The organism is Nocardia sp. NPDC051787 (genome assembly GCF_040681325.1).
In the GTDB taxonomy this organism is placed as follows: domain Bacteria; phylum Actinomycetota; class Actinomycetes; order Mycobacteriales; family Mycobacteriaceae; genus Nocardia.
This window is the reverse complement of record NZ_JBFAYO010000030.1, coordinates 48,730-70,753: the sequence shown is the minus strand read 5'-3', so window position 1 is coordinate 70,753 and position 22,024 is coordinate 48,730. Positions and strand designations below refer to the sequence as shown.

The window sequence follows — 22,024 nt, the reverse complement described above, 5'->3', positions numbered from 1 at the left end:
GTCCTCTATGGTCTGGACAGCAGAGCATCTGCGTGGATAGTGTTCCGGTGCAATATGCAAAAAATTGACTATGAGAGGCTGGGTATGCACCCCTTCCGTGAAGCCGTCGAGGCGCGCGACGAGGCCGCCATCGAGGCGCTGCTAGCCGACGATGTGGTGTTCACCAGCCCGGTGGCGTTCCAGCCGTACCCGGGCAAGGTGATCACCGCGGCCATCCTGCGCGCGGTGATCAGAGTCTTCGAGGACTTCCGCTATGTGCGGGAGATCGCGGACGCGGGCGGTCGCGATCACGCATTCGTCTTCGAGGCCACCGTCGACGGCAAGCAGCTCACCGGGTGCGATTTCCTGCACTTCGACGAGGACGGCAAAATCGATGACTTCATGGTGATGGTGCGCCCGCTCTCGGGGGCGCAGGCGCTGGCCGCCCGCATGGGTGAGCAGTTCGAACGCATCAAGGCCGAGGCCACCGCACAACTCGAGCGCGAGGCGTCCGGGGCATGAGTGACTACGACGCCATCGTCATCGGGGCGGGCAATGCCGGACTCACCGCCGCCGCCACCTTGCAGCGTGCCGGTGCACGGACACTGCTGCTCGAGCGGCACAACATTCCCGGTGGTTGCGGAACCTCCTTCCGTAGAGGCCGTTTCGAGTTCGAGGTAGCCCTGCACCAGCTGTCCGGCGTTGGTGTGCAGGGACAGCCGATCTCACTGCGCGAGGGCTTGTTCACCCAGCTCGGCATCGCCGACAAGCTCGAGTTCGTGCAAGAGCACGACCTCTACCGCGCGGTGATCCCCGGACAGCTGGACCTGACGCTGCCCGCCGATTGGGACGCGGCCATCGACGCCATCGAGGCGGAGTTCCCCGGCAACCGCGATCGTGCGGCGAAGTTCTTCGAACTGCTGAAGCAGGTGACGTTCTGGCAGATCGCCGCCATGCGGGGGATGCCGGTCGATCAGATCGACCCCGTGCTGTTCACCTACGGTCTGCGGCCGCTGAAGGACGTTCTCGACGAGTACTTCGACGACGAGCGGATCACGATCGCCCTCGGCATGTACTGGACCTATCTCGGTCAGCCGCCGTCGAAACTGCGGTTCCAGGACCTGGCGCTGACCTTGTTCGCCTACTTCGAGTTCAAGCCCTGGCATGTGCGCGGCGGTTCACAGGCGATGTCCACCGCGATCCTCGACGCGTTCCTCGCCGCCGGGGGCGAGGTGCGGTTCAACACCGGTGTCGATACCATCCTCACCGAGAGCGGCCGCGTCCTGGGAGTTCGGCTCGAGGACGGTTCGGAAGTGACCGCGGCCGACGTGGTGTCCAACGCTTCGCTGCCAACGACTTACGGCATGCTCGAGGGTATCGACGTGCCGACCGCGGTGCGCGACGACCTGGCCACCAGGCGCATCGGCGTCTCGGGGTTCGTGCTGCATATGGGATTGGACGCCACACCCGCCGAACTCGGGTTCACCACCAGCACTACCTTCGTGAACATCGACGCCGACGACGACCGCACCTACGACTCCTGGCGATCGTTCGAACCCGCACGCGGCATCTGCGTGAGCTCCTATGACGTCGCACCCATCGGTTTCGCGCCCACCGGCGCCACGCATGTCAGCCTGATGACACTGCAATACGCCGACATATGGCGCAACGTGGCCCCGTCGGAGTACGCGCGCACCAAGTTCGCGTACGCCGAAACGCTGCTGGACCTATGCGAGACCATCACCCCCGGTATCCGTGACGCCATCGAGGAAGTCGACGTCGCAACGCCTTTGACGATGATGCGCTACCTCGGTCATCCGGGCGGCGCCATCTACGGATACGACCAGGACGCCACCGAGGGCTGGCTGTTCCGCAACAGCGAGCGCCGAACGCACGTCCCGGGACTACATCTGGCCGGTTCCTGGTCAGGCATCGGCGGATTCCAACCCACCCTCGAAGCGGGCGCCCGCGTCGCCCGCCGTCTGCTGCGCACCAAGGCCGCCTGAACGGAGCACATCATGAAACACCCCCTCGCGGATCAGTTCGACGGCGCGGCGCAGATTCTCGCCGAGATCGACTCCCGCATCCCCGACACCCGCGACTACCGCGCCGAAACGCGCGCCACCGTGGACACCTACCACCCCAAGCGGCTCCAGCTGGTCGTCGCCGAGATCATCGACGAGACCGCGACCACCAAGACCTTCCGGCTCGCGGGCCGTGACCAGGTCGAGCTGCCACCGTTCCTGGCCGGTCAATACGTCAATGTTTTCATCGACGGCACCAGCCGCCCCTACGCCATCTCCTCGACCCCCACCCAGCTCGACCGATACGACCTCACCGTCCGCCGTGTCCCCGGCGGGCGCGTCAGCAACCTGCTCATCGACAGCGCCCAGATCGGGCAGGTCCTCCCCACTACCGGGCCGATGGGCACCTTCCACCACAACCCGCTCTTCCACGGCGACGACGTGGTGTTCCTGGCCGGCGGCTCCGGCGTCGTCCCGGCGATGAGCATGATCCGCGAGATCGTCGACCGCGATCCGGACCGGACCTTCCACCTGATCTACGGCTCCCGCTACGCCTCGGACGTGATCTTCCGCGCCGAGCTGGACGAACTCGCCGCCCAGCACCCCGGTATCACGGTGGACCACGTCATCGCCGAACCCGACGCCGACTGGACCGGAGCCACCGGGTTCCTTACCGCTGGCACCATCAAAGCCCTCGTGGGCGACTTGGACGGCCGCATGGTGTACGTGTGCGGGCCGCAAGCCCTCTACCCATACGCTCTCGAGCAGCTCACCGTACTCGGACACCCACGCAAGCGGATTCGCTTCGAAGCCAACGGCGCACCGAGTGACCCCACCGCCCAACCACACTGGCCTACCGGCGTCGACCCGACCGATGAAGTCACCGTCACCGTCGGCGACACCTCCTTCCGCACCCCGCGCAATCGACCGCTGCTGGACGCTCTGGAGGACAACGGTATTCGCCCCGAAGCCGCGTGCCGCTCCGGCGAATGCAGTCTCTGCCGAGTGCGGATCGTCAAGGGCGAGGTCCACACCGCCGAGGAGGCGAAACTGCGCCTGTCCGACAACCGATTCGGCTACACCCACTCCTGCGTGGCCTACCCGATCGGCGACGTGGAGCTCGACTTGTGAGCCACTACCGCGGCAACGTCCGCGATCTGGAATTCAACCTGTTCGAGGTCGTCGGTCTCGACGCCGTACTCGGACTCCGACGACCTTTTCGACAACATCGCACACCTGGTTCTGGCCCGCCCCGAAGGTGCCGGTCCCGGGACCAAGGGGCTGGCGCTGTTCTTCGTGCCGAAGTTCCACTTCGACGCCGAGACCGGTGAACTGGGCGAGCGCAACGGCGTCTTCGTCACCAATTGGCCGCCGCGTTGACCGGGCATCTGATGGGCGCACGGCACGAGCCGACGGAGCTGTACAAAGTCGGCCTGGGCTCGGTGCGCTTCCTGCTCGCGGTCGGCGACCTGCTCATCGGCTGGCAACTGCTGCGACAAGCCGACATAGCCGCGACAGCCCTCGCTGAGGGAGCCGCCGGTTCCGGCGAAGCGTTCTATCAGGGCAAGGTCACGGTCGCACGGTTCTTCGCCCGTAACCTGCTTCCACGGCTGACCTCGGTTCGCGCCGTGCTGTCGAACCTCGACAACGACATCATGACGCTCGACGAGTCCGCCTTTGATGTGGTGAACGTCCCTCACTGCTGGGAGGCGAGCGCCGCGGTGATGGTCCTGGCTGCCGCTGGGAATCCATTCGGATTGGGGCCGGTGAAGTTCAGGCGCAAGAAAGGGCCCGAAGGCTCGGCCGGGAACCACTCGTGACCGGATGCGACGTACACGTCTTCGGTCTCGCAGTCGCGGACGAGCCGGTCGGTGTTCGTGCCTTCGGGCAGCCGTGCCCAGAGATGGAGTCCACCTCGAGGGACGTGGTCGACATGGAGCCGAGGGGCGTGCTCGCGCAGACTGTCGACGAGCAGGTCCCTACGTTCCCGGAGTTGGACCCGTAGCCGGCGCAAATGGGTCTTCCAGCCGGGATCGGTGACGACCTCGAGAGCCGCTTGTTGGAGGAGCCCGCTCACGTACATGGACTCCGCGGATCGGTCTGCGAGGAATCGATCGCGGACTGGCCCGCGGGCAATGAGCGCACCGATCCGGATCGCGGGTGACATGCTCTTGGTGAGCGAACGGAGGTAGACGACGTGGCCCGCGGTGTCTCGGGCTGCGACCGGCCATGGATCTGTGTCGATCCCGAAGTCGTGTGCCCAGTCGTCCTCGACGAGGAACGCGCCGTGCGCACGGACCAGGTCCAGGACAGCCTCGGCACGGGCTGGCGACCACTGGGCCCCGGTAGGGTTCGCGTAGTTCGGTTGGACGTACAGGGCTCTCGCCCGAGTCTCGCGGAAGGACCGGTCCAGTTCGTCCGGGTCCGGCCCGTCAGCGTCGCTCGGTACGGGGACCAGACGCGCACCCGCCTGATGCGCGGCGAGAATCGCGCCCCAGTACGTCGGTGACTCGATCAGCAGCGGCTGTCCCGGGGCGACCAGGGCGCGGAATATCGAGGTGAGCCCACTCTGGCTGCCCGGGACGATGACGACATCGTTGGCCGTGGGCGCGGCAAACCCGGCGGGCGTCAGGCCGGCCAACTCGGTCGCGAACCAGCTCCGGAGATCCTGCAGCCCAGCAGGGGCCGGGCGTGACGTCGCCGACGCGCCTCTCGCTGCGCGGATAAGGGCCGCGCGGACCAGCCGCCCAGGCAGCAACTCGGCCTCCGGATAGCCGGAGTGGAGCTCCTGGGCACCCGGCGCAGCGGTGCGCAGGGCGCCTGCCACACTCGGCAGGGTGCTGCGGAGGGAGCCCAATGCAGCTGTCTGCCACCCGTAGTCATGCGGGCGGGTTGAACGCGGAGTCCGGACGAAGTTGCCGACGCCCGGGCGGCACTCGATGAGGCCTTCTGCGGCGAGTGACCGAATGGCCTTCTGCACTGTGACCGGACTGGCTGCGTACTCGGTCACCAACTGTCGTGTGGACGGAAGTCGCGCACCCGGGGAGGCCGTCACGATCCAGGCGCGAATACCGTCAGCCAAGCGCCTACTGCTATCGTTGAACATGTCAGTTCAGAGTAGCGCTACTGTCAAGTTCGGAACTCCGCTACCGGCCAGGTCGGCCGGCTTGACCTGGGGGCTTGTGGGTGTCGCGGCCTTCTCGTTCACGATGCCACTCACCCGCGTCGCAGTCGACGGGCTCTCACCCCTGTTCGTCGGGTCCGGTCGTGCAGTGGTCGCAGCTGTGCTGGCGGGGGTGACTCTGGCGGTCACGCGGCAGACAGTCCCGGGGGGCAAGCAGTGGCTGCGGATCGCTGTCGTGGCGGCGGGGGTCGTCGTCGGCTTCCCGGTCCTCACGTCGTATGCCCTCAGCGTGACACCAGCCAGCCACGGTGCCATCGTCGTCGGCCTGCTGCCCGCAGCAACTGCGGTGACGGCCGTGCTGCGCACCGGTGAGCAGCCGGAACGCACGTTCTGGCTCTTCTCACTCGCGGGTGCAATCTCCGCCGTGGTGTTCGCCCTCCTGCAGAGCGGCGGCATCGGCCGGATCCACTGGGCCGACCTGCTGCTTTTCGGTGCTGTGCTGGCGGCCGCGGTGGGGTATTCCGAAGGTGCCCTACTCGCGCGGGAGATCGGGTCCTGGCAGACCGTGTCGTGGGCACTGGTCCTCTCCTCGCCGCTGATGCTCACACTGACCGGCATCGCGTTCGGGCGTCGGACACCGTCGGGGACGGCTGTCGAATGGGCTTGCTTCGCATACCTGTCGGCCGTCAGCATGTACCTCGGCTTCTTCGCCTGGTACCGAGGGCTCGCTATCGGCCCGATGTCCCGGGTCAGTCAGGCACAACTCGTACAGCCCGTCATGAGCATCTGCTGGGCGGCCCTGCTGCTCGGCGAATACATCGGCTGGCTCACATTCGTGGGCGGGCTCGTGGTCATCGCATGCGCGGGTGGTGCGGTTCGAAATCGGCTCGGCGGTGCCGACACCGCCCCGAAGGGGTGACCATGTGGATACCACGCCGCAACGTGATGGACAGCCTCAGTCGATAGTGAAGACGAACGAATACCAGTCTCCGGACAGCTTTTCGAACCGTCGGGCGCCACTCTCTGCCGGCTCGGCGCCAGGAGAGTAGACCCAGCCCCGGACAGTGGAGCCCACGAACCCGTCGGCGTCGTAGAAGTAGACACGCCCATCGGGCCGGCGCTGAGCCGAACTGATCTCGAGCCCGCCGAGACTCAGGTCTTGGCGGGTATTCGGCCCATCCTCGCGCAGCATCTCGACCGCGACTTCTTCCATTTCCGGACGTGCGGAGTCGAAGCTTCCGGGCTGAAAGGCCAACCCGGCCACCAACCCCGCGAGCACGACCACCGGCACCGCGGCAACCTTCCAGGACCACCTGCGCTGGCGCCCGAGCAGATACAGCGACTTGATCGCCCACACCAGCAGGGAAACACCCAGTAGAATCCCGCCGGCCACCAGGCCGACGAGCTGATCCGGGCCGGTCGAGTTCCCAACGAACGGAGCCCAATCGAGGTGGGCGCACAAGAGAACCACAACACCGAGGACTGTGCCCGTCACAACCGCGGCGCCCGGCGCGGTGGCGGCGTCCTGTCCGCCCTCGGCCTGCTCCGCACGCACACCTGATGTTTCGATCGGGGCCTCCTCATCTCGACGACCGTGACCCAACGCCCGGTCCGCGCTCGGCGCTGCCCTCAACCGAACTTTACGACGGTTGGCCCACTGACAACGCGAAAGCACCGCCACACATCACTCCGTCGGCCGAGCCGGCGCACCACCCGTTGCCACGGGCGACGGGATTCAAATCGTCCGGATGGATATTCCGGCAGCAGTTCCAGGGTTGTCGCGGCGGGCGGCGCGTCTGGAGCCGGCCAGTAGCAGGCCGGCGGCGATCAGTGATGCCGCGGTGGTCCAGCCACAGCACCATCAGGCCGATCAGGAGGAACGGCACGCCGAAGCTGAACACGAGCAGCCCATCCTGCCGCTACTCGTACACCGGTGCGAGAAGCGGCAGGATGCGGCGCGATCGACTCAGAATGCGTTGGGTGGCTCGCCGAACCAGTAGGAGAGCGCTTCCCGGAGCGTGGCTGCTGCGGTCTCGGCGGCCTCGTCGATGGTTGCGGCCCAGGTGATATGGGCATCCGGGCGGATCAGCAGGGCGTCGGCCGGCCGCTCCCCGGTCTTGGCCGTGCGGATGTCGATACGATTACCCCACTCTCGGGCGATCTCGCGGAACTCCGGGCGGTCGGCGAGATCGAGAAGAACGGGCCGCGCGGTGTGCATGAGCTCTGCCACGCTCGTGGTGCCCTCGTCGGTGTGCAGGGCGAGATCCGGCGCGAAGGTACCCACCAAGACGTGGTGGTCGGTACCCGGCATCGGATAGCGGATATCGGAGTGGCCGACCAGCGCTCCCATCCGGCGCAATGCCGGCTCGTCGATGATCAGCTCCTGGAAGACCTGCCGAAGTGCTTCGGCAGCCGGGTCGTGTCCGCGGCGTAGCGCCACCTGAGCCCGGGTCTGGAGCCGCGCCCGCGCACCGGCGTAATGGCGTTCGTCGTGATAGGTGTCCACCAGGCCCGCGGGCGCCCAGCCGTGGATGTCGGCACCCAGCTTCCAGGCCAGGTTGACCGTGTCGAGCAGGCCGACATTGATCGCCGTGCCGGTGGCAGGGAACAGGTGGGCTGCATCGCCGGCCACCAGAATCCGTCCGCTCCGATACTGTTCGGCCTGACGATCCTTGAACGTATAGCGCGACAACCGAATCGGATCTCCCAAGGGGAGATGCACGCCGAGCACGCGGCGCGCACTGTCGGCGAGCTCGGTCAGGGTCAGCGGCTCGTCATCGTCGTAGTCGGCGGTCTCGCTCTCGGTGGTTTGCAGAGACAGCACTCCGGAGCCGACCGCGAACGCGAACACACCGTTGTCCGTGCGTGTGAAACCCGCACGGACCCTGCCCAGTTCGGGCAAAACGATATCGCCATTGTCGAGCACGGTCAGCGAATCGGGCACGGTGACCTGGGCAAACCGATTGACTTCTGGGTATGTGATGCCGGAGAACTCGATTCCGGCCATATCGCGGATCCGGCTGCGCCCGCCATCGCAACCCACCAGATACCGGGCGGTCACCTGGTACAGCCCGTCCGGCCCCCGCACATCCACGGTCACCCCGGCATCGTCCTGACTCACCCCCGTTACCTCGTGCCCGCGGCGGATCTCGGCGCCGAGTTCGCGGGCCCGGTCGTCCAGTAGTCGCTCGATGTGCTGCTGCGGGATCGCCAGCGCCTGCATCGGAGGGTCGGCCAGATCCGTGAAATCGAGATACGTATCACCGAACGGGAACCGGGGCGGCGGGTGAGGCTGGTAGCTTGCCGCCTCGAATCGGTCCAGCAAGCCTCGGTAGTGCAGCAGGCCGAGGATCTGTCCGCCGATACCGCTGGCCCTCGGCATGAGCCGGGGCTCCGGATGCCGCTCCAGTACCAAGGGGCGCACTCCGGCAAGACGCAGTTCGGTTGCCAGCATCAGGCCCGTCGGGCCCGCGCCCACAATGATTACGTCGGTCTCTAGCACTAGCCACTCCCATTTCGCCGGTTCACCCTAGGCCAGCGATTCTGCGGCATCCCCGGGGTCTTGCCGCAAGCCCCCTGGTGGACTATATGTTGAGAGTGGGAAAGGGGGGTGGGTCCCTTTATCCCGTTTTCGTGCGCTGTTTCCTCAGTCCGGACGGACGGTCCCGCGAAGACTGGTGACGTAGCGGTATTGGAATCGTGCAGTATTCGGTCCTGGCTCGGTGCAAGAGGGCTCGCCGGTGTCGTCACCGGAGTGGCCACGTGAACTCCGAGTGGGCAGGCCTGGCGGCGGCCGGGGCACCGACGCCGACGCACTGGTCTGATTCGGTGCGCGCACTACGGTGCCTGGAAGCCGCCGATCTTCTGCTCGAGCAGTTCGGCCAGCCGCAGCGGGGTGCGGTCCTCGAACATCGGACCGATGAGCTGCACTCCCATCGGCAGGCCCTCGGGGGAGCGGCCCGCCGGTATGGCGGTGGCGGGCAGGCCGGGCATGGTCGCCAGACCGGCCCAGACGAGCTGGTCGAAGTACGGGTACGCGACACCGTCGATGTCGATCCGGCGTTCCAGCAGATCAGGGTTGTGGTCGTGCGGGAACGCGGGAGTCGGCGTGATCGGACACACCACGGCATCGAACTCCGCGAACAGCTGCCGCCAGCCGTGGCGGTGCAGCTCGCGACGGTTGTGCGCCGCCAGCCGGTCGCGGTGACTGAACACCATCGCGCGCAACCGGGCCGCGTCCAAACTCTGGTCGTCGGCGCTCAGTTCGGCTGCGCGGCTGCGCAGCTGCTCGTCCTCGTCGACGGGAAAGTATGCGACGGAGCCCGAAAACAGCAACTGCATGTAGAGCGTCGCGGCTTCGGTCACATCGGGCAGCAGCGGACTGTGCCGTTCGACGCGGGCGCCGCCGTCGGCGAGCGCGTCGGCCACCCGGTTCACCCCCGCCCGCACAGCGGACCCGGTCGGAATGAGCGGATGCTCGTCGAGAACCAGGACTCGGAAGTCGCAGAGCCGTTCGTGGCGGGCGGGCGGCAGAGCCAGATCGAACGCGACGCCGAGTGTCAGTGGGTCCGGTCCGGCCATGACGTCGAGTAGGAGCGTGAGGTCGCGGGCGGTGCGCGCCATCGGACCGACGACAGCGAGGTCGAGGTCGAGCGGCAATGCGGGCGCGGACGGCGGGACCATTCCGCGTGGCGCCGCCAGCCCGAGTGTCGGCTTGTGCGCGTAGACACCGCAGAAATGCGCAGGGGTGCGCAGCGAACCGGCCATGTCGGAGCCGATGGACAGCGCGCCGAATCCAGACGCGAGGGCCGCCGCCGATCCGCCGGAGGAACCACCCGACGTGCGACCGTGATCCCACGGATTGTTGGTGGTGCCGTAGATCTCGTTGAAGCTCTGTATATCTTGCAGCCCGAGCGGCACATTGGTCTTACCGAGCACAACGGCGCCCGCGGCCTCGAGCCGCGATACCTGTAGCGCGTCCTCGGCCGGCATATAGTTCCGGTGCATCGGCATGCCCCAGGTCGTGGGCAGCCCGGCGATGTTGTAGCACTCTTTGACCGTCACCGGTATGCCGAGCAGTGGCCGGTCCTCGCCGCGGGCGCGCCCCTGGTCGGCACGGTGTGCGGCGGCCCGCGCGCGGTCGAAGGTCCGCACACAGATCGCGTTGATCAACTTGTCGTCCCGCTCGATACGGGCGATCGCTTCGTCGGTCAGTTCGACCGAGGTTACGTCACCGGCACGCAATGCGGCCGCGAGCTCTTCGGCCGACCGAAAATTCCACTCCATGAATTCGACGGTATCGGTCTGCCGCAGCGGACATAAAATGCCGCTTCGCGCAAACGGGAAAGTCGAACGGGTTACCTTCAGCTCAAATTAACGCACTCGTCCTGTCATATCCGAGGTCATGGCGTCGGCAGAGCCGGCTCGATTGGCGCAGGCCATGAAATGGCGTTTCGCACAAGGGGATAGATGTCACAATGGCTACCGTGTTCCCCTCCGGCCGCAGACTTTTCGACCGGCCGCTGGTCATGGCGACGTGCGGCGAGATCGGTGCCGGCCCGGAAAATCAGGAGACGTGCCCACGAGGCAGGTGGATCCCGTGCACGGCCGGAAATGCAATTCATCCCCAAGAAACCTCTATCGCAGCAATGTGCAGTGTTGCATTTAAATGCGATTCATCCTAGTTGCGACCTCACAACCCGAGTTTGGTGACCGCGTTGTCTTCCAAGGGGTTTGCCGTGCGGATGTAGCCGTGGACGGTGCGCGGGTTGGACCATCGGCCCTGGCGCATGATCTCGCGGTCACTGGCGCCGCCGAGTGCGGCCTGCGTGGCGAATCCGGCGCGCAGTGAGTGGCCGGCGAAGAGGGCGGGGTCGAGGCCTGCCCGGGCGGCATAGCGCTTGACCAGTTCGGCGACGGCGCGACCGGACATGGCGTGGTCGGCGATGGCTCCGTGCCGCGTGATGGCCGGGAAGAGGGGAAGGTCCGGGTCGATGCGGGTGCCGGTGAAGCCGTGGCAGCGGTGGATGTCGGGAGAACCGGCGGGCAGCTCGGACAGCCAGCCGCGGACACCGGAAGTTCCTGCGGTGGCATGTACTTCGCGCAGACGCAACCAGTCGGCGAAAGCGCAGACCGGGCAGGTGGCGGGGCGGCGGCCGCGCGGGAGGGCAACCCGCTGTTCCGCCGCGCCGGTGGGGTCGGTCTTCGTGGCGGGCAGCCGGATCAGCAGGATCGGTTCGCCGGTGCTGTGGTCGGTGCTCACCTCGACATCGCCGATGCGCAGTCCGGCGAGTTCGCTGCGGCGCAAGGCTCCGGCGAAACCGACGAGCAGTGCGAGCGCGTCCCGGCGGCGCGCGGGCTCGGTGGGCCAGCCCGGTTCGGGAAGCCCGCCCAGCAGTTGGTCGAGAGTGTGCAGCAGCACCGGACGTTTGCGCTGAGGCTGCGCGCGACGGGTGCGGCGGATACCGCGCAGGGTCAGCCGCACCACATCCGACCGCGTCGGCGACGGCAGTCCGTTCGCCGCGTGCACCGCGGCGATAGCCGCCGACTTCCGTTCCAATGTCGCCGGACTGAACGCCCATCCGCCCGTATCGCGACGCGCGTCGGCGGCCGCCGCCAAGTAGACGGCGACGTCGAGCGCATCAGCGGGCAGAGCCTGTCTGCCTTCGGCTGCACACCAAGCCGCCCAGGCAACCCAGTCGGCGCGATAGGCGCGCACCGTGTTCGCCGACTGGGAGGCTTCGAGATACCGGCCCAGCGAACCGGCCTGATCGTCGTCGAAGCGATCCCGCACCAGGCGCAGCGCAGCGGCGTCGACCAATACACTGCGGACGCCACGACGCAGCTCCGTGCGCACCGACTCGGGGACCGCGACGACGGTGGATCGATCGTCCATGTCTCGGCTCCCGCATTCACGTCGGCGACTGGCTGCTCGCACCAAGGATTTCGGCGCGAGACTTCACCCTACGGCACGCCCAACGGGGACTTCGACACCTGAGCGCCGAGTTCGCCGGCCGGGTTCGACGACGGCTCGTCATGGGTGCTGCGCTCGCCGAGTAGGCGAATTCCATAGCGTCACAGTGACACTTCTTCGGTCACTCCGGTCAAGGAACTCGCAGGAGGCGGTCTGGAGGATGTGTCCTATGTCGGCGAACATCCTGGGAGAGGCCGAAATTGACTCAGGAGCTCGCCGGTTGGCGTGGACTGTTGGATATGGCGATGCCGTTTCGAACGACTCACGCAGGTAGGGGGATTCGGCGAGGTCGGCCCAGAAGTCCTGCCCATAGCGGCGCGGGTAGGCCGCTCGGCCGGTCGCAATGCTGTAGGCGAGTTCGACAAAGGCCAGTTCGGCGCGGCCGGCAGCGGAATCCAGATGCAGGAGCATGTTGGTGAAGCCATTGCCGGCATCGGCGCATAGGTTCGCTCCGAACTCGGTGGTCCGGTAGCCGGTGGATGTCGGTTCGACGACCCCGAGGGTTGTGAGGTGGTCAAGCAATATGCCGAGCGTGACCGGTGAAACATTGAGCTCGGCCGCGAGTTGATCAGCGGCGGCGCCGTCACCGAGGAGCCGATCCGGCAGGCCCAGGGTCACCGCGACCCGCAGGGTCATCAGCGTCGCCAGACCAGCCATCCGACGGAGCGCGTCCGTCTCATTATCGTTGTATCCCACGGAGATTCACTGTGGCAGGCCTGTCGAACGAGAAGCTGTCCTGCCCAGGAAACTTTGCGGCGCTGATGGGTCGTGACCTGATCGAGAATCCGTCGTAACCGGAGCATAGGGCGTCGTGGAGCGAAGCATTGTGCCGTACGAACGCACCCCGTCGCGTCGAAGAGTGTGACGCGAACCACATCTGCGGCTGTCACGTTGCGCGTAGCTGCCCTGTCTCATGACCGACCACGAAGAACGAGACCTTCGGAGTGAACGATGAACGCCCCCACCCACCAGATCGTCATTCTCGGCGCGGGTTACACCGGCATGCTGGCCGCCGTCCGGCTGGCGCGCCGCACCCGTAAGCAGGCGGTACGGATTACCCTGGTGAACCCGTCGGCCCGGTTCACCGAGCGGCTGCGCATGCACCAGATCGCTGCGGGCCAGGAGTTGGCCGATCACCGCATTCCGGAACTGCTGGACGGCTCGGGCGTAGTCTTTCACCAGGCTGCTGCCACCGCCATCGACACCACCGCCCGCATGGTGGCCCTCGACGACGGCACGGCGCTCAGCTATGACAATCTGATCTACGCGCTCGGCAGCAGCACCGACACTTCCCTGGTCCCCGGGGTCGACGAGCACGCGTGGACCCTCAACGATCCCCGTCTGGCACATCGATTCTCGCTGCGGCTGGGGGAGGTGTCCGATCGAGAAGGCAGCGTGACAGTCTGCGGCGGCGGCCTCACCGGCATCGAAGCCGCGACCGAGATCGCCGAAGCCCACCCGCGGCTCACCGTCACCCTGATCAGCGCCACCGAGCCCGGCTGGATGATGGGCGAGAAGGCCCGCGCCCATCTCAACCGTGCCATGGGACCGGCTCGGGGTGGTGCGCATGGTCGGTGTGAAGGTCACCAAGGTGCTGACCGACGCGGCGTGCCTGGACACCGGTGAACTCGTCGCCTCGGACCTGACGCTGTGGACCACCGGAGTGAAGGTGTCACCGCTGGCCGCCGAGGCAGGCATCGCCGTCGACGAGCGCGGTCTGATCATCACCGATGCCACCCTGCGGTCGGTGTCCCACCCGGAGATCCACGGCATCGGTGATGCCGCCGCGGTGCGCATGGCTTGGGGCCAGATCCACGGCACCTGCCAGAGCGGTCTGCCCACCGCGGCCTACACCGCCGACACCGTGGCCCGTCTGCTGCGTGGCAAGACCGTCGCACCCTTCCGGTTCGGCTACTACCACCAGCCGGTCAGCCTGGGGCGCAAAGACGCGGTCATCCAGTTCACCAACGCCGACGACACCCCGAAACGGTGGTACCTGAAGGGTAGTGCCGCCGTCATGTACAAGGAGAGCGTCAGCAGCAGCCCGGTGCCGATGTTCAAGATGAGTAAGCACATGACCGTTCAGGTGCGGCCGACGAAAGGCGGCCGCGCCACCCGCACGACCGCGTGACCTGCCCACCGGGATACCACCGAGGTATCCCGGTGAACTGCGGTAATAGGTCACCGGACCGGAAAGATGAGCAATCGATGCAGGACCGTATGTACAAGACCGATTCACCGATAGCACACCGCGAACCGACAGCGCCCACGCCGGCGCCGTTCGATCCGTTCGTCGAACATCGCCGCCTGCTGTTCAGCACCGCATACCAGTTGCTCGGCAGCGTCGCCGACGCCGAGGACATCCTGCAGGACGCCTGGCTCAAATGGCATGCCGCGGACCGGGATTCGATCGACCATCCCAAGGCGTACCTGGTCCGCACCGTCACCAATCTCGCACTCAACCGTCTTACCTCTGCCAGGGCCGCACGCGAGACCTATGTCGGCCCGTGGCTTCCCGAACCTCTGATCATCACTACGACCGATGCCGCCGAGGAGACCGAAATGGCCGTCACCGTGTCAACCGCGATGCTGGTCATCCTGGAAACCCTGAAACCGGTGGAACGTGCGGTTTTCGTGCTGCGCGAGGTATTCGGTTTCACACACGCCGAGATCGCCGGATTCCTCGATCGACCCGAGGCCACAATCCGCCAGATCTCCCACCGTGCTCGTTCCCATGTCCAGTCCCGTCGGCCCCGTTTCGAAACCGACAGCGCCGCCCGCACCGAGATCACCGGCAAGTTCCTGGCCGCATGCCGCGGCGGCGATGTGAACGCCCTGATGGAACTGCTCGCACCCGAGGTCACGCTGTGGAATGACGGCGGAGGCAAGATCACCGCGGCGCGTCGGCCGCTGCACGGCCCCGATCATGTGGCCCGCTGGCTACTGGGCGTGCTGGCCAAGCCGATGCTCACAGGCATCCAGCTCGAGACGGCCGTCGTCAATGGCGAACTCGGTGTGATCGGTGTGCTGGGGGGCAACCCGGTCGGCGCGATCACCTACGACGTCGTCGACGACCGCATCGAGAACCTGCGCTTCCAGGTCAACCCGGATAAGCTGCGCGGGCTATCGGCGTCATGAACGCACGTGCAGACAGTCGAACTCGGCGAATCGCCCCACCAATAACGGTCCCGACGAGAATTCTCCCGCACCGGAATCACACCCGTGGCCGGCCACGCGTCGCGCGATGGCACTGGTGTGGTCGATTCCATGTGTCGGCGGTCTGCCACATTCCATGGTTAACATCGGTCCATGCTCGTCGGTACGCATGAGGTCGAGGTGTTCGAGAACGCCAGGGCGCGTCTGGAAGCGATCGCGTATCGCCTGTTGGGTTCGGCCAGCGACGCCGAGGACACGGTGCAGGAGACATTCCTGCGCTGGCAGGCCGCCGACCGCGAGTTTGTCGAGACGCCGCTGGCGTGGTTGACCAAGGTGCTCACCAATATCTGTCTCAACCAGCTCGCCTCGGCCCGGTCCCGGCGGGAGACCTATGTGGGCCAGTGGCTACCAGAACCGGTCTTCGCCACGGACCGTATGCTCGGCCCGGCCGACACCGTCGAGCAGCGCGAATCGGTCTCGATCGCGATGCTCACGCTCATGGAGCGGCTGACGGCCAAGGAACGCGTCGTCTACGTGCTGCGCGAAGCATTCGGATACGCGCACGGCGAGATCGCCGAAATCCTCGAGCTCACCGAGGCGAACTGTCAGCAGATCTATCGGCGCGCAAAGCAGCACGTGGCTACCGACCGAATCCGCGTGGAGGTCGACGAGGCCACCGCCCGCAGGATCGTCGAGGAGTTCCTCGCCGCGGCGCTGAGCGGCAACACCGACTCGCTGGTGGGGCTGCTGACCGATGATGCGATCAGCGTGGGCGACGGCGGCGGCGTGGTCGTGTCTCTGCCGCAGCCGATTACGGGCGCGCTGCGGGTGGCGCGGTTCCTGCGGCGACTCTTCGAGCCCACCGCCGCCAAATGGGAGAGCATCGGCGGCCGCGCTGCCCTGTTCGCCGCGATGACCAATGGCATGCCCGCGCTGGTGATCGTGGTCGGTCGCCGGGTCGTCGGCGTCATCACCCTCGAGGTGACGACCGACGGCATCGCGGCCGTCCACACCCAGGCCAACCCCGCCAAGCTCGCCCGCGCCACGCGCCGGTGGGCCACGTTCGAGCACGGTGGCCCCCTCATCGAAAATTGGTAGATCACAGCTCACTTCTGTCAGGTTTCGAGCCGCTGCCCGGTTCAGGAAGCGAACACCACCCAGACAGGAGCGAGACCATGACCCACCGCATCGTCGTCCTCGGGGCCGGATACGCCGGAGCCAACGCCGCCGGTCGCCTGGCCAAGCGGCTGCACCCCACCGACACCGAGATCACGCTGGTCAACGCCGATCCCGAGTTCGTCGAGCGGGTCCGCATGCACCAGCTCGCGACCGGTCAGAACCTGAAGCGCCGCCTGCTGGCCGACGTTTTCGCAGGGACGGGGGTGCGGGTACGGCTGGCGCGGATCACCGCCGTCGACGCCGAACGCAAGACCGTCGGCATCATCGACGCCGACGGCCCCGGCGAGATCGCCTACGACACTCTCGTCTACGCCCTCGGCAGCGCCGCCGCCGACTGCGGTGTCCCCGGCGTGGCCGAGCACGCCTACGACATCGCCGGCAAGCAGTCCGCGCTGCGGATGCGGGACCGTCTGACCAAACTCGCCGCGGACGCAACCGTACTGGTCGTCGGCGGTGGCCTCACCGGCATCGAGGCCGCCACCGAGATCGCCGAAGCCCGGCCGGACTTGCACGTCACACTCGCTGCCCGCGGCGGCGTCGGCGACTGGCTGAGCGAGAAGGCTCAGCGGCATCTGCGCCGTGCGTTCGACCGGCTCGGCATCACCGTGCACGAGAACACCGACGTCGCGCGCGTCCAGCCCACCGGCGTCGTTACCGCCGAGGGGCGCACGATCCCGGCCCAGGTGGTCGTGTGGACGGCCGGTTTCGCCGTGCATCCCATCGCCGCGGCCACAACCCTGCAGGTCGCACCGTCCGGGCAGATCATCGTCGACGACACGATGCGGTCGGTGTCGCATCCCGGCGTGTACGCCGTTGGCGACGCCGCACTCGCACCCGGGGCGAGCGGAGAACCGTTGCGGATGTCCTGCGCCTCCGGCGTTCCCGCGGCCTACCAGGCCGCCGACGCCATCGCCGCGCGTCTGACCGGCCGCGGGGTGCCCCGCAATGCCATCGGCTACACCGGCCAGTGCATCAGTCTCGGTCGCCGCGACGCCATCATGCAGTGGGTTACCCCTGACGACCAGCCCAAGTCGTCGGCCCTCACCGGCAGGTCAGCCGCGCGCCTCAAGGAACTGATCTGCACGAGCGCGGCCTGGAGCATCTCGCATCCGACGTCGATGCTCCCATCGCGCCGCCGTCGCGTCACCGTGGCTCAGCAGACCACTGTGAATGCCGGTTGAGGCGGCGGCCCCGCGCGGGCCGTGCCGGTCAGCCGGTCCGGCACGGCCCGCGATGCCCGCAGGTGAGCCGACCCGGCGGACCGGGACCCTGGACTCGACCGTCTACCGTTCGTCACCCCCAGTAGCTCCGAACCATCAAGCGAGACGAAGAAAATAGAAGAGACAAATGATCTTTGATCGACGTACCGAACTGGGTGAGTTCCTCCCATCACGTGGCGCCCGGCTCCTTCCCGCGGCATTCGGACTGACCCCCTACGGACGGCAGCGCTGGGTTCCCGGACTGCGTCGCGAGGAGCTGGCGCGGTTGGCCGGGGTGAGATCTCGGTTGAACACTCCTGCGTCCGCAGCGTTGTTGCCCGGTGTTCGATGACATCAGGGTCCAGTCCGGCCAGTGTGCTCGGCACCTCGGCCTGTGATTCTGTAGACGCTCTCCGAGAATCGGCCAATACGGAATTGACGATGAAGACAACAGTGGCGCGTCTCAGCTGTTCGGGAAGCCGAAGCACCACCAGATCTCATTGTGTGAGAACAACAGCCATGACCACTGCTAGAACCGTGATCAGCACGGCACCGGCGGACACCATCAGCAAGACCGTGGAGCCAGGGCGGTCCTGCGGGTGGAAGCCGGCGGCACCGGCGGAGTAGATGCTATGCGGGGTGGCGTAGTGGAACCAGACCGGGCCGCGAGTGGTGTCTATGTCGAGCGTCGCCTTGCCGACCTTGCCGAGCGTGAACTGCGACCAGAGCTGTACGCGGTAGCGACCGGGCGGAACGAACACCTGATTCCGGCCGGGCCGCAACTCGAACCGGAGACCGGACGCGAACTCCACCCGCATCGGCAGATACCAGGGGCGGCCACCGGCCGGCCGGGTGTTGATCGCCTCCGAGGCATCGATAGTGACCAAAACAGGTTGATACGCCATCTTGTTCAGTCCTCCTTCGGATTGGAAGCCGCATCTGGAGTGGGACGCAGCGCGCCGATCAATACCGCTACCCCGCCGAGGCCGAACAGCAGACCGAGCACCAGACAGAAGGCACCGATGAAGACGGTGACGAAAAGCAGACCTCCCACACCTTCCCCACGCTCAAAGGCGGTGTCGGCGTGATTCGCCGAATTCCAGTTGCCCGGATCGCCTTTCACCAGTTCGGCACGGACTTGCCGACCCGGCACGCAGGAGTCGACGAAGACCCGCATCCTCGACCGAACCGGCCCACCATCATCAGGAGCGAAGTCGCCCCGGCAGATGATCTCGCCACTACGCCCGCTGCTGCGCTTCTTCTCCGTGACCGAAACCGTTCCCGCGCCGTCCCCCCGCCCAGCCCATGATGCGGCCAGCCCACGGGCGGCATGCCCCGGCAGGTCGACGAGGGCTCGGAGGAAGAAGCACCCGGCAGCCACGCACACCAGCGCCAGGGCTACCGCGAACCATCGTTCCGCCGGGGACGCCGACGCTCGCTTCGGTCCAGCACCGGCAGCCCCAGGCATCAGCAATTCCCCTACCAGTCGGTCCAGTCGAAACACGCGACCTGTCTTCGAATCACGCCGCCGACCAGACTTCCCGGCACACCGCTGGTGACAATGCCGGATGGCAGCGAGTTTCGCAAACCCGACGCCGCCGGCCACTGACTCACCCGAGTGTCGTTGCAGTATTAAGCGGATCGTCCGCAACTCCTGCTATATGGAGTGCAGAGGTGGTACTACTCGCTGGGGTCAGCGGTTATGCACTCCTTGCGTGCCGATGTCAGCTCCGGCTGGTGCAGTGGTGCGGTACGGAACGGCGCACACACAGCCCAGAGAGGCATCGTACTCGGAACGCCTTCGGCGTGACCTTGGACAGGCGCCTCACCGCAGCACGAGCAGCTGCACTGCAATCACTCACTGGTCAGCTTGACAGTGCCCAGTGTTGTACTGTTGGCAGCTGATGATCAATCGTTCCTGGGCCCTCGGAGGCAATTTATGCTCACCCGGGCAACGATGTTGCGGGGTGCGTATGAGGTCGAGACGAGCGCTTGTCGGGGTGCTGGCGTTTTCGGCGCTGTCGGGCTGTGGGGCAGAAGCGGATCGAACCACACCGATAACCACAGCTTCGTCCATGCCGTCCACGTCTACCGCGCCGCCGACAACGACGACTGCAGTAGGCGGGCCGCCTATCGACCCGTCCGTGTTCTGTGCGGCGTTGCTGACGGACAAGGTGCTCCCCAACTGGGAAAATTCGGGTTACAGCGTGGATATGGCCATGTGGAGCCGGAACTTCCACGGCCCTGGGTACGACTGCTGGATCAAGCCGGTCGACGAGGCCGAAGCAGTGGCAGCTGCAACGGGGGGGTATAGCAGCAGCAGGCACACCATCATCCCGAATGCTGTGCCGTCCGTGCTGTCCGGTGTGGCAGAGTTCGCGGAAGGCCGCGAGCCGACGGACTTCCTCGAGCACATCCACAGCGGTGCCGCCGATACCGAGTTCGATTGCCAGCATGCGGACGGTTGCCAAGACGGAACTACCGGCTACATCTACTACTACAATTTCGAGGCTTCGACCGCTGGCGCTCGGGTCGACATCACCATCACTATCGCCACCATCGATCGCGGCGGTGGTCGGGAGGCGGAGTATAAGCAGCCCGCAATCGATGCTTTCGTCGCCTACATGAAAACGATAACCGCCCAGCTGACCTAAAGTCCGAGCACGCAGACTCGGCCGTTCGGCCCCATGCGATTCGTCACCGGTTTGTCGGTGGCGCCCCATCGCAACCATGCCTGGGAACTGGGCATCTCTGCCACGTACAAGGGAAGCTGATTCGAATAGTAACTGCCGCGCGGGTTTTGGTGTGGTGGACTGAAGGCGTGACCGAGCCGGTCCGGTCTCCGGGTAGAGCTACGAACACCAGACCTGCGCGGCAGAGGTTTGCAGGCGCGGGATCATGTTGGTCCGATAGAGAATTGACCGCAGCTCAGGCCATAGGGAGTGCGGAGGTGGTACCACTCACCGGGATGAGATGTCGGTTACACACTCCTTAAATACCCGCATCCGGGGAGGTAGACGACGGTGTCACCTCTCCAAACAGCAGCCCCATGATTCGGCGCGGCGAGAGCGCGGATCGTGGTTGATCGGTTAGGCAGTGGTAGAACCGCCGCCACCGGTCCGCGGACCCGGGACACTGGGTCCGCCTTTACAAAACCAGCTCACCGGGGGATTTCCGTGAGCGCCGACAGTCCGGCGAGTATGGCCGCAAGCTCACGACTGATGTTGGGTACCTACCGCTGCATCCACGTACAGTTGCTACCCTGGCCGGACGCCGCTTCCCAGCGCCTTGCAACACAAACCACTACTGAGACACGGCCTAGGTAACTGGTGTTTTTCGTGTGGTGACGGCTGGGTCTCGAGCAGAATGCTGGGGTGACGTTGGGGCGTGTGCCGAGCCAGGGTGATCTGCTGCGGTCGACGGTGGAGTTCTGTGCGGGGCGGGTGGGTGAGGACTCGATTTACGGTGTGCTGCATCGGGAATGCGGCCGGTTGTTTCCGGACGAGATGTTCGCCGATCTGTTCACCGATGTCGGGCGGCGTAGCGTACCGCCGATGATCGTGGCGGTGGTGATGGTGCTGCAGCGGATCGAAGGCCTGTCGGATCGGGAAGCGGTGGAACGCTTCGCGTTTGACGCCCGCTGGAAGTACGCCGCTGGTGGTCTGGATTTCGACTATCCGGGGTTCGTGCACACCGTGCTGGTGGATATGCGGGCCCGGTTGGCCCGCTCGGATCGGCCCGACCGTATTTTCGGCGTCGTGCTCGAGGTCGCATGGCGGGCCGGGCTGGTGGGCCGTCGCCGGGTCCTGGACTCGACCCCGTTGTATGACGCGGTGGCCACGATGGACACCATCACCTTGGTCCGGTCGGCGATCCGCGGCCTGCTCACCGCCGCCGGCGCCGAGCTGACGGCGGCGTTGCGGGCGCAGATCAGCAGTGGCGACGACTACGCCGGCGCGGCCAAACCTGTCATCGACTGGGATGAGGAGACCGCCCGTGAGCAGCTCATCGACTCCCGCAGCCGTGACGCGATGGCGATGCTGGCGGTGGTGGACGGCCGCGAGGTCGACGCGGCGGTCGGTAAGGCCGCGCAGCTGCTGGCGACCGTGGTCGGGTAGGACATCACCGAAGGCGATGACGGGGTGTTCCGGATCGTGCGGGGCACCGCTGCGGATCGGGTGATCTCGACGGTCGATCCCGAGACCCGCCACGGGCACAAGACCTCCGCTCGCGGGTTCGACGGCTACAAGGCGCACATCGCGGTCGATCCCGACAGCGAGATCGTCACCGCCACCACGGTCACGCCCGGCAACACCGGCGACGCCGACACCGCCGGGTATCTGCTCGCCGACATCCTGCCCTCCGGAGCCGGAGCCGGAGCCGGAGCCGG

The 22,024-nt window shown here is 66.4% G+C and carries 21 protein-coding genes and 3 pseudogenes; 15 read left to right on the top strand and 9 right to left on the bottom strand.

Annotated elements, in window-relative coordinates; translation table 11 throughout:
• Positions 1–84 precede the first annotated feature (84 nt).
• The 5 genes and pseudogenes from AB0M45_RS26970 to AB0M45_RS26950 form a co-directional block, all read left to right on the top strand.
• Positions 85–501 (top strand): nuclear transport factor 2 family protein, encoded by a 417-nt coding sequence (locus tag AB0M45_RS26970; RefSeq protein ID WP_364334950.1) that lies wholly within the window; start codon positions 85–87, stop codon positions 499–501.
• A complete protein-coding gene (locus tag AB0M45_RS26965; RefSeq protein ID WP_364334947.1) occupies positions 498–1,985 on the top strand; it encodes an NAD(P)/FAD-dependent oxidoreductase in 1,488 nt (495 codons plus the stop codon). Before AB0M45_RS26970 ends, AB0M45_RS26965 begins: the two co-directional genes overlap by 4 nt.
• A gap of 12 nt (positions 1,986–1,997) precedes the next feature.
• Positions 1,998–3,134 carry an FAD-binding oxidoreductase gene (locus AB0M45_RS26960; protein WP_364334944.1) on the top strand — a complete coding sequence of 379 codons (1,137 nt, stop codon included), beginning with the start codon at positions 1,998–2,000 and terminating at the stop codon, positions 3,132–3,134.
• A complete protein-coding gene (locus AB0M45_RS26955) occupies positions 3,131–3,334 on the top strand; it encodes an acyl-CoA dehydrogenase N-terminal domain-containing protein (protein ID WP_364334941.1) in 204 nt (67 codons plus the stop codon). The genes AB0M45_RS26960 and AB0M45_RS26955 overlap by 4 nt, the downstream gene beginning before the upstream one ends.
• Positions 3,335–3,367: 33 nt before the next feature.
• Positions 3,368–3,682: pseudogene (locus AB0M45_RS26950) on the top strand (acyl-CoA dehydrogenase C-terminal domain-containing protein); the annotation flags it as partial.
• Between the two features lie 17 nt (positions 3,683–3,699).
• Here the strand turns inward: AB0M45_RS26950 and AB0M45_RS26945 are convergent.
• Positions 3,700–5,109, bottom strand: coding sequence for a PLP-dependent aminotransferase family protein (locus tag AB0M45_RS26945; protein ID WP_364334938.1), 1,410 nt, complete (start codon positions 5,107–5,109; stop codon positions 3,700–3,702).
• Between AB0M45_RS26945 and AB0M45_RS26940 the strand changes: the two genes are divergently transcribed.
• Complete coding sequence (locus tag AB0M45_RS26940; RefSeq protein ID WP_364334935.1) at positions 5,108–6,046, top strand: DMT family transporter; 939 nt, start codon at positions 5,108–5,110, stop codon at positions 6,044–6,046. The genes AB0M45_RS26945 and AB0M45_RS26940 overlap by 2 nt on opposite strands.
• A gap of 36 nt (positions 6,047–6,082) precedes the next feature.
• Here AB0M45_RS26940 and AB0M45_RS26935 read toward each other — a convergent pair whose 3' ends face one another.
• The 6 genes from AB0M45_RS26935 to AB0M45_RS26910 form a co-directional block, all read right to left on the bottom strand.
• Positions 6,083–6,682, bottom strand: coding sequence for a hypothetical protein (locus AB0M45_RS26935; protein WP_364334932.1), 600 nt, complete (start codon positions 6,680–6,682; stop codon positions 6,083–6,085).
• 85 nt (positions 6,683–6,767) lie between these two features.
• Positions 6,768–7,028: a hypothetical protein gene (locus tag AB0M45_RS26930; RefSeq protein WP_364334929.1), complete on the bottom strand. Its 261-nt coding sequence runs from the start codon at positions 7,026–7,028 to the stop codon at positions 6,768–6,770.
• Between the two features lie 65 nt (positions 7,029–7,093).
• Positions 7,094–8,629, bottom strand: coding sequence for an FAD-dependent monooxygenase (locus AB0M45_RS26925; protein ID WP_364334926.1), 1,536 nt, complete (start codon positions 8,627–8,629; stop codon positions 7,094–7,096).
• Between the two features lie 335 nt (positions 8,630–8,964).
• Positions 8,965–10,413 (bottom strand): amidase, encoded by a 1,449-nt coding sequence (locus AB0M45_RS26920; RefSeq protein WP_364334923.1) that lies wholly within the window; start codon positions 10,411–10,413, stop codon positions 8,965–8,967.
• A gap of 406 nt (positions 10,414–10,819) precedes the next feature.
• A complete protein-coding gene (locus AB0M45_RS26915; RefSeq protein ID WP_364334921.1) occupies positions 10,820–12,022 on the bottom strand; it encodes a site-specific integrase in 1,203 nt (400 codons plus the stop codon).
• 138 nt (positions 12,023–12,160) lie between these two features.
• Complete coding sequence (locus AB0M45_RS26910; RefSeq protein WP_364334918.1) at positions 12,161–12,796, bottom strand: hypothetical protein; 636 nt, start codon at positions 12,794–12,796, stop codon at positions 12,161–12,163.
• A 255-nt stretch (positions 12,797–13,051) separates the two neighbouring features.
• Here AB0M45_RS26910 and AB0M45_RS26905 point away from each other — a divergent pair, with 255 nt between their 5' ends.
• From AB0M45_RS26905 to AB0M45_RS26880, 6 genes and pseudogenes are all read left to right on the top strand, one after another.
• The gene (locus AB0M45_RS26905) at positions 13,052–13,726 is read left to right on the top strand and encodes an FAD-dependent oxidoreductase (RefSeq protein WP_364334915.1); all 675 of its coding nucleotides are present in this window, start codon (positions 13,052–13,054) and stop codon (positions 13,724–13,726) included.
• Entirely contained in the window at positions 13,668–14,231 is a 564-nt protein-coding gene (locus tag AB0M45_RS26900) for an FAD-dependent oxidoreductase (RefSeq protein ID WP_364334912.1), read from the top strand. The genes AB0M45_RS26905 and AB0M45_RS26900 overlap by 59 nt, the downstream gene beginning before the upstream one ends.
• A gap of 77 nt (positions 14,232–14,308) precedes the next feature.
• Positions 14,309–15,238 (top strand): RNA polymerase sigma-70 factor, encoded by a 930-nt coding sequence (locus tag AB0M45_RS26895; protein WP_364334909.1) that lies wholly within the window; start codon positions 14,309–14,311, stop codon positions 15,236–15,238.
• A 171-nt stretch (positions 15,239–15,409) separates the two neighbouring features.
• Positions 15,410–16,354, top strand: coding sequence for an RNA polymerase sigma factor SigJ (gene sigJ / locus AB0M45_RS26890; protein WP_364334906.1), 945 nt, complete (start codon positions 15,410–15,412; stop codon positions 16,352–16,354).
• A gap of 77 nt (positions 16,355–16,431) precedes the next feature.
• Positions 16,432–17,616, top strand: coding sequence for an FAD-dependent oxidoreductase (locus AB0M45_RS26885; RefSeq protein WP_364334903.1), 1,185 nt, complete (start codon positions 16,432–16,434; stop codon positions 17,614–17,616).
• Between the two features lie 166 nt (positions 17,617–17,782).
• Positions 17,783–17,932 (top strand): annotated as a pseudogene (locus AB0M45_RS26880) (transcriptional regulator); the annotation flags it as partial.
• A 199-nt stretch (positions 17,933–18,131) separates the two neighbouring features.
• Here the strand turns inward: AB0M45_RS26880 and AB0M45_RS26875 are convergent.
• Positions 18,132–18,539: a hypothetical protein gene (locus tag AB0M45_RS26875; protein ID WP_364334899.1), complete on the bottom strand. Its 408-nt coding sequence runs from the start codon at positions 18,537–18,539 to the stop codon at positions 18,132–18,134.
• A 5-nt stretch (positions 18,540–18,544) separates the two neighbouring features.
• Positions 18,545–18,811, bottom strand: a complete 267-nt coding sequence (locus AB0M45_RS26870; protein ID WP_364334896.1) for a hypothetical protein — start codon at positions 18,809–18,811, stop codon at positions 18,545–18,547.
• Positions 18,812–19,793: 982 nt separating this feature from the next.
• Between AB0M45_RS26870 and AB0M45_RS26865 the strand changes: the two genes are divergently transcribed.
• The 3 genes and pseudogenes from AB0M45_RS26865 to AB0M45_RS26855 form a co-directional block, all read left to right on the top strand.
• The gene (locus AB0M45_RS26865; RefSeq protein WP_364334893.1) at positions 19,794–20,288 is read left to right on the top strand and encodes a hypothetical protein; all 495 of its coding nucleotides are present in this window, start codon (positions 19,794–19,796) and stop codon (positions 20,286–20,288) included.
• A gap of 720 nt (positions 20,289–21,008) precedes the next feature.
• Positions 21,009–21,752, top strand: coding sequence for a transposase (locus AB0M45_RS26860; protein ID WP_364334890.1), 744 nt, complete (start codon positions 21,009–21,011; stop codon positions 21,750–21,752).
• 24 nt (positions 21,753–21,776) lie between these two features.
• A pseudogene (locus AB0M45_RS26855) lies at positions 21,777–21,983 on the top strand (transposase); the annotation flags it as partial.
• Positions 21,984–22,024: the final 41 nt, after the last annotated feature.

Bases quoted from the DNA above. Each gene is read 5' to 3' on its own strand.
- AB0M45_RS26870 (WP_364334896.1), bottom strand. From the start codon at position 18,811: ATGCGGGTCTTCGTCGACTCCTGCGTGCCGGGTCGGCAAGTCCGTGCC.
- sigJ (WP_364334906.1), top strand. From the start codon at position 15,410: ATGCTCGTCGGTACGCATGAGGTCGAGGTGTTCGAGAACGCCAGGGCG.
- AB0M45_RS26900 (WP_364334912.1), top strand. From the start codon at position 13,668: ATGGTCGGTGTGAAGGTCACCAAGGTGCTGACCGACGCGGCGTGCCTG.
- AB0M45_RS26875 (WP_364334899.1), bottom strand. From the start codon at position 18,539: ATGGCGTATCAACCTGTTTTGGTCACTATCGATGCCTCGGAGGCGATC.
- AB0M45_RS26895 (WP_364334909.1), top strand. From the start codon at position 14,309: ATGCAGGACCGTATGTACAAGACCGATTCACCGATAGCACACCGCGAA.
- AB0M45_RS26945 (WP_364334938.1), bottom strand. From the start codon at position 5,109: ATGTTCAACGATAGCAGTAGGCGCTTGGCTGACGGTATTCGCGCCTGG.
- AB0M45_RS26920 (WP_364334923.1), bottom strand. From the start codon at position 10,413: ATGGAGTGGAATTTTCGGTCGGCCGAAGAGCTCGCGGCCGCATTGCGT.
- AB0M45_RS26905 (WP_364334915.1), top strand. From the start codon at position 13,052: ATGAACGCCCCCACCCACCAGATCGTCATTCTCGGCGCGGGTTACACC.
- AB0M45_RS26965 (WP_364334947.1), top strand. From the start codon at position 498: ATGAGTGACTACGACGCCATCGTCATCGGGGCGGGCAATGCCGGACTC.
- AB0M45_RS26940 (WP_364334935.1), top strand. From the start codon at position 5,108: ATGTCAGTTCAGAGTAGCGCTACTGTCAAGTTCGGAACTCCGCTACCG.
- AB0M45_RS26915 (WP_364334921.1), bottom strand. From the start codon at position 12,022: ATGGACGATCGATCCACCGTCGTCGCGGTCCCCGAGTCGGTGCGCACG.
- AB0M45_RS26885 (WP_364334903.1), top strand. From the start codon at position 16,432: ATGACCCACCGCATCGTCGTCCTCGGGGCCGGATACGCCGGAGCCAAC.
- AB0M45_RS26960 (WP_364334944.1), top strand. From the start codon at position 1,998: ATGAAACACCCCCTCGCGGATCAGTTCGACGGCGCGGCGCAGATTCTC.
- AB0M45_RS26970 (WP_364334950.1), top strand. From the start codon at position 85: ATGCACCCCTTCCGTGAAGCCGTCGAGGCGCGCGACGAGGCCGCCATC.